This is a genomic window from Desulforamulus putei DSM 12395 (assembly GCF_900129195.1).
In the GTDB taxonomy this organism is placed as follows: Bacteria; Bacillota; Desulfotomaculia; order Desulfotomaculales; family Desulfotomaculaceae; genus Desulfotomaculum; species Desulfotomaculum putei.
The window spans coordinates 1-6,557 of sequence record NZ_FQUY01000049.1 but is presented as its reverse complement, the minus strand read 5'-3'; the positions used below and the strand labels follow the sequence as shown (position 1 = coordinate 6,557).

The window sequence follows — 6,557 nt, the reverse complement described above, 5'->3', positions numbered from 1 at the left end:
CGAATGTTCAACACGATAATATCACCGGATGGTTTGATCGATTTGCGTAGACGGCTTCCGATTACCCTTAACTCTCTGCCACAACAAGGGCAAGGGACTATTTCCGCACTCCTAACAGAAAACGCCATTTACAGGATTCTCAACCAGCGAAAAATCTGATACAATGATCATACTTGTTGGGTGGACATCTCTAGTGATACTGTTGGCGCAGTACCACGCACTACAGAGATGTCCTTTTCCTTTCTTTAAGTTATGGTCATTATATCCATCTATTTCTGGATAGGCAATACCGTCAGCTTCTGGGCTTTTTAACTCAGCCCCAACAGAAAGAACCCAGATATAAGTGCCTATGCCTGTATTGTAGAACATGTTTTCCGGCAAAGCGATAATCGCTTCCACAAGGTCATTCTCAATTAAATAGCGGCGGGCATTGCTTTCCCCGGAACCGGCATCGCCGGTAAACAGTGAAGAACCGTTATGTACTTCAGCAATGCGGCTGCCCAGTTCTGTGGTTTTCTTCATTTTTGATACGTTATTCAGAAGGAAAAGCAGCTGGCCGTCGCTTGTCCTCGGAATCATGCTGAATTCAGGGTTATCATCGAAATATGTTACAAAACGGCTGTCCATAATGTCCTTTTTACCGCCCAGCTTCTCGGCATCAACCTTCCACGATTTTCCGTACGGCGGATTACTTAGCATAAAGTCAAACTGGTAAGAAGGAAACTGGTCGTTCGAGAGTGTGGAACCAAAAGCGATATGGTCGGCCTGGTCACCCTGCCCCTGCAGCAAAAGGTCGGATTTCGCGATTGCATATGTTTCAGGGTTTATTTCCTGCCCAAACAGGTGAATAGATACTTTTTTGCCTGTTTTTTCGGCGAGCTCCAAAAGGCGATCCTGCGCAACAGTCAGCATACCGCCGGTACCACAGGCTCCGTCATAGCAGGAATATGTCGCATCCTTGATTTTGTCGGCAATGGGAATAAATATAAGGTCGGCCATCAACTCCACGACATCGCGCGGTGTGAAGTGCTCTCCGGCTTCTTCGTTGTTTTCTTCATTGAAACGGCGAATAAGCTCCTCAAAAATCAATCCCATCGTATGATTGTCAATCCCGGGTAGGCGTATTTCCTTCTTTTCATCGTCCTTATATACCGGGTTCGGACTCAGGTTAATAGTGGGAGACACAAACTTCTCAATAACAGCACCGAGAATATCTGCATCCACCATTGTGTCTATTTGATTGCGGAACTTGAATTTGTCCAGTATCTCCTGAACATTAGGCGAAAACCCGTCAAGATAGGCAATAAAATCCGCCTTCAGGGTTTGTTTTTTTGCCCTTGAAGTAAGGTCGCGCAGGCAAAAAGGCGAGCTGTTGCAGAAAGATTGTCCTGCGGCGTTGCATAAGGCGGCAGTCTGATTTGTGATGCCTGCTTTATCAAGTTTCTTTTTCATTTCAAGCACAGCCGGCTTTGTTTCTTCGAGAACCGCATCAAGTCTGCGGATTACTGTCATTGGAAGGATGACATCACGATACTTGCCGCGTACATATACATCGCGCAGGCAGTCATCCGCGATGCCCCATATAAAACTGACAATTGAATTGTAGGTCTGGTTGTCCATATTCTCATCGCTCCTTATCAAAATTCTATAAAAAAGATAATGCACAAACACCACCGCTAAAATAATCGCATACTACATGTACAAAAAAACGCACTTATTTATCATCCGGCACAATCTCAACAATATCACAAATATCGCAGTTCAGCGCTTTGCACACCTTTACTACAATATCCATATTGACATTCTCGTTTTTCTTCATTTTCGACAGCGAAGACTGGCTGATTCCCGCCGCTGCCAGCAGGTCTTTCTTTTTCATATCCCGGTCAATAAGCAGCTTCCATAACTTCTTATAGCTTACGGCCACAGGAACCACCTCACTGTTAATCATTTCCTACATTATATCACTTTGCTTAACAAAACTCAATAAAAACAGCGAGAACGCAGAGTTTAGTTTGTGTAATGCATGCAATAAAAAACCGACCATTAAAGCGGAACTCCTTACTATCTGATTTATCCGGCCATCTGCAGTATTTTCACAGTATCCAGACTATAGGCTTTCCGTCTTGCCGCTCAAAGGCTGAAAACCCAATCAGCATCCGACATGCTATAATGAAAAATTACGGAGGATATGCTAAGTTAATCTTGCTTCTCCCCTTCATCCCTCGGTGATAAAATTGACGCATGACCCCAATGTGGTTATCAAGGATAAGCTAGGTTTTAGCCCTTAACAACCACATTAGCGAAAATGTTTAGAGACCAAAGTAGAAGTCAATTTACATCATTTGACAAGACACTATCGTGTTTGCTTTCTGATATGCACGGTAGAAAACAGTCTTAATAATTAATGATTTTATCTTGAAACAAATGTTTTTTTCCATAGTGCACAGGAACAAATCTACATTCTTCCAAATGCCCTCCAAGCCATGGCTCAAGCCTTTTAAGCGATATTACAACCTCATGTTTGGTACCTCAATCTAAAATGACTGAGTATATTGAAAACTATCCCGGTTTTCTTCTACTGCCGTTTCGCCTAATGCAATCACTTCATAATTTGCTTTACTTACACACTGATGAGGAATTTCTCCGTTTTCCGCCATAGAAGAATAGCGTGTGCCACCTACAACAATATGATCTAAGACTTTGATTTCAAGAGGATGAAAAATATCAACAAATCTCTGTGTCAATGCCCTATCTTCCGGAGAAAAATTTGTGGAGCCGCCGGGATGATTGTGGGCCAAGATTATCGCCCTGCAATCACAGGCAATAGCATATTTCAATACCTCTCTGGGATAAACAACTGCTTGTCCAACACTCCCTTCAGACATGGTTTTTGTTTCAATCAGGTTATTGCCATTATCCAGAAAGGCAACCATGAACCTCTCTTTATCCTTCATTCCGCCTAAAAGAGCCAAAAAATACTGTCCCGACACAGTTGATGAATTAAGCGTAATCTTCTTCTCACTTTCATAGATTTTCAAGAGGTTATAGGAGGCAATGAACTCGTTGAGCAGCCCTATCTTTTCAAGCTGTTTTTCATTTGGTTCCATGATATGAGGGTGTTCCAAGATATTAAAGGGGTTGTTTTCTTTTGCATACTGCCGTACCTTTTTGTAGGGCAGTCCTGTTAAAGTCGTCAGCCCTTTTAAAAAGCTTTCGGTATGCTGAATATTTTTCTTCATGTTATGCTTGCCCCCTTCCCTCGCTAAATATATCAATAATGACTTTTAGGCTTTTCAGTTTCTCAGTAGCCTCCTGGGATAAGCCAAGTTCAAGTGATTCGAGATAAAGAAAAAAGTTATCTACACCCATGTTTTGAAAACATCTATAAACCCTTTCTTCCGCATCAGCATCCAATCCAACCAGCAGAGACAATAAAGCTGCACTCTTTTTGTATTCCGCATTCCTTGATTTTTCTGAATTCATCTCATCTTCCACCTTTCATGTTATTTATCCACTAAACTATTTTGTTTCTTTGTCTGACGTTGAATATTTCTTAGAGTGGGCAGTTCACTGCATAGCTCACGATGAACCGTACCACAGTTCACCAAATAAACAGACTGCCCCCTTGGTGTAAAGTAAAGTTTTTTCAGGTTACCCCATCCCTGATTTCAAAAAATACATATTGCTGCTCTTGCCCCCGTTCTCACGCCACCGCTGCTCCTTGCGAAGATAACCGCTCTTTTCAAGGTCTGCAATGGCTCTTTTTACAGTGCTCCGTGACAGCTTCAGCTCCGCGGCGATGGTACCGATCGCCGGATAACATTTGCCATCCTTGTCCGCCCTGTCACGAAGGTACATGTAGACGGCTACAGCTCTATGGGGAAGCTCCGATGCATAAAGTGATTCAAAATAGCCCATCAAACACCTCCTAATCTGTACGCAGCGGCGTCTCCATTTGCTGCTGTGCTTTTATCTTTGTTTGCAGCCTGGACTTCAATGCTTTCCCCTGAATCTCTTTCTCTTTAACAGGTGCAAGGGATATGCCGCCTTGAGCTGATGTGGAGTATGGTTCCTGTTCTTCTATATCCTCATATGATATGTGCCGCTTGACGATTTCCTCTTCCAGCTCTTTTTTGTCAGCATAGGCAACCTTGCGGGCAGATTTTTCCTGCAGCTCATACACCTTTTCAAACCGGATGCCCCATTCAATAAACAGCTTTAAACTGGTTTTCATAGGACAGGCGCCGGTCTTTGCGACAATGAAGCTGCCTTTGGGCAGGGTCTTCAATTCGTCGGGAGTCATCAGGGGACGCTGGATCATTTGCAGGGATTGGGATGGATCATGCTTCCCTCGGGTGACCGAACCTGATAAAACCGTCTTATTACCGAGGCTTTTAGAGAGTATCTCGGCTGATTCCGAGTTTGGGGCAAAGCCTCCAAAAATAGTGTCCTGGCAGTTGTCGATGATGATAGCGGCTCCTTCCTTGCCGTAGTTCTTTTCAAGCTGCGCAAAGCTCTGTATGATGGCCACGATGGAAACACGGCGGGAACGGGAAGCGGAAAACATCATCTCCGCACATTCAATTTTGGGTATGGTGCCGATCTCATCGAGGTACATCATGACACGATTTTGAAGCCTGCCGCCCTGCTCATCGGCCACTGAGAGTATCTCCCGGTAGAGCTGCTGGACAATAAGAGAGATTAAAAAGTATTTTGTGTTGTCTTCTTCCGGCATGACAAGGAAGATGGCAGACTTTCTTTTGCAAAAACGCTCTGCATCGATGGCAGTGTCAAAACACAGTATCTGCTCCAGTTCCGAGTCCAGGAATGCATTTAACCGGGAAAGAGCTGTCGACAGAACGCTTTGCATCGCCTGCTCCGCAGTGTTTAATGCCGCTCCTGCAAACCATCTTGCCTTATGCTCCGGAGGGAGCTTTTCAATGAGCAGCTGGAACTGGTTTTTTCCCTTTACGCCTGAGGGAGCCAGCAAGTCCTGTATGAGCTTAAAGACCGATATGATATGGCGTTTCTCGTTTGGACAGTATTCCGCCACCAATAAAATGACGGAGGTCAGCAAGCCTTCGGCTGCATCGTAGAAAAATGCATTCTGGCCGTAGGAGCCTGCATCCAGTCCCCCGGAGTTGACGATGGTTTTGGCAATAATCTTTGCATATTTCTCCGCCCTGGCTTTTGCTGGGAGATTATCAGGATTGGCAAGGTATTCATCCATATATTTGTTTACAAGGTGCAGCATATTGTTGCCGTCGCTGCGGGTGGGATTTCTCAGGTCAATGACGGACACATCATAGCTATAGTAGTCCTTGGCGATGCATCCATAATTCCTGTAAAGGTCGCCCTTGGTATCAGTGGTGATAAAACTCATCCCGGCCGCACAGGCATATTCCAGATTGGGGTAGAGGAAATTGGCAGTTTTGCCAACGCCCGCCGCTCCGATCATCAATGCATGAACATCCCCCTGGTCTACAAGAGCGGTGACCGATCCTGGAGCCGTTTTGCATCCCACAACCAGCCCCTGCACCTTGGGCAGGTTGATACCCTTGCGCCACCGTTCCGGCTCATAGGGTACATGAGCATAGGTCTTCTTTATTTCATTTTTCGTTGCGAACCTTGCCGTGCCATGCTGGCCGTCACCTACAGTCCTGGCCTTGATGCCATTTAAGGTATAGTAATGGGCCAGGAGAATGATAAAACTGATGACTCCAAACATAGTTGCAGCAGCTATGATTAATGTAACCACCTGTGATGCCTGCATTGGTTTCCTCCTTCTTGCAAAATTAAGAAAGCCATGCACCAATGGTTTTTCATTCGCACATGGCTTTCTTCAATTATGCAGTTATAATATTGCTAAATACCAGGCTGCATAAATTCTTCGCAAACAGCCTGCATATAATCGACTCTCTCTTCATTCTGCTTTTGCAGAGCTTCAATTTTTTGCTCCTGCTCTTCAAGACATATAAAAATTTGAGCCTTGACACAGTTTAGTGCAAAACTCATATACGATGCGATTAATTTTTGCTTATCCTCAAGGGTACGGATTCCAGATGTTTTGAGCTGAGCATTAATGGCATTGACATCCTGCTGGATATCCTCTGCTTTGGTTTTCAGCTTTCCCCGGTCCTGGTGCGGATGATAGCTGTGACAGAGTTCATCGGTCAGTTGTTTAAAATTCATTGGTTTTTCAAGCTGCCGGTATTGCGCCATTACTGCAAATAACGCATATACCGCCATGCTTAGCAGCTGTTCCATCAGGACAGCTTTTTGTCTATCGGTTGATCTTGATGACTGCATGAGGGGCACTGCTTTTTCATAGTGCTCCATCAGCATTTCATGGGGATTTTTCACGGATTTGATATGGCTACACAAGTAACGAATCTCTCCGCACAGCTCTTTGCAGGCTTCAAGCTTCGGATGCGGTTTTGCCGGAATCGGTGTTATGCCATGCTGCGCTTTCAAGTCCTCATTCCAATCCTTGCATGCGGGCTGTAAATATGAAATGTAGGCGTATCCTTTTTCATGCAATATGTCTGTAAATCGCC

At 44.6% G+C, this 6,557-nt stretch carries 6 protein-coding genes and 1 pseudogene; all 7 read right to left on the bottom strand.

Annotated features, from left to right (window positions below; all coding sequences use genetic code 11):
• Positions 1–111 precede the first annotated feature (111 nt).
• A complete protein-coding gene (locus BUB67_RS15640; protein WP_338011682.1) occupies positions 112–1,620 on the bottom strand; it encodes a type I restriction-modification system subunit M in 1,509 nt (502 codons plus the stop codon).
• A gap of 94 nt (positions 1,621–1,714) precedes the next feature.
• On the bottom strand, positions 1,715–1,924 hold the full coding sequence (locus tag BUB67_RS15635) for a helix-turn-helix domain-containing protein (protein ID WP_073240292.1): 210 nt from the start codon (positions 1,922–1,924) through the stop codon (positions 1,715–1,717).
• Between the two features lie 610 nt (positions 1,925–2,534).
• The gene (locus tag BUB67_RS15630) at positions 2,535–3,239 is read right to left on the bottom strand and encodes a JAB domain-containing protein (RefSeq protein ID WP_073240291.1); all 705 of its coding nucleotides are present in this window, start codon (positions 3,237–3,239) and stop codon (positions 2,535–2,537) included.
• A gap of 1 nt (position 3,240) precedes the next feature.
• On the bottom strand, positions 3,241–3,483 hold the full coding sequence (locus BUB67_RS15625; protein ID WP_073240290.1) for a hypothetical protein: 243 nt from the start codon (positions 3,481–3,483) through the stop codon (positions 3,241–3,243).
• Positions 3,484–3,651: 168 nt separating this feature from the next.
• Complete coding sequence (locus BUB67_RS15620) at positions 3,652–3,918, bottom strand: helix-turn-helix domain-containing protein (protein ID WP_073240289.1); 267 nt, start codon at positions 3,916–3,918, stop codon at positions 3,652–3,654.
• A gap of 10 nt (positions 3,919–3,928) precedes the next feature.
• Positions 3,929–5,773, bottom strand: a complete 1,845-nt coding sequence (locus tag BUB67_RS15615; protein WP_073240288.1) for a VirD4-like conjugal transfer protein, CD1115 family — start codon at positions 5,771–5,773, stop codon at positions 3,929–3,931.
• A 92-nt stretch (positions 5,774–5,865) separates the two neighbouring features.
• A pseudogene (locus tag BUB67_RS15610) lies at positions 5,866–6,557 on the bottom strand (toprim domain-containing protein); the annotation flags it as partial.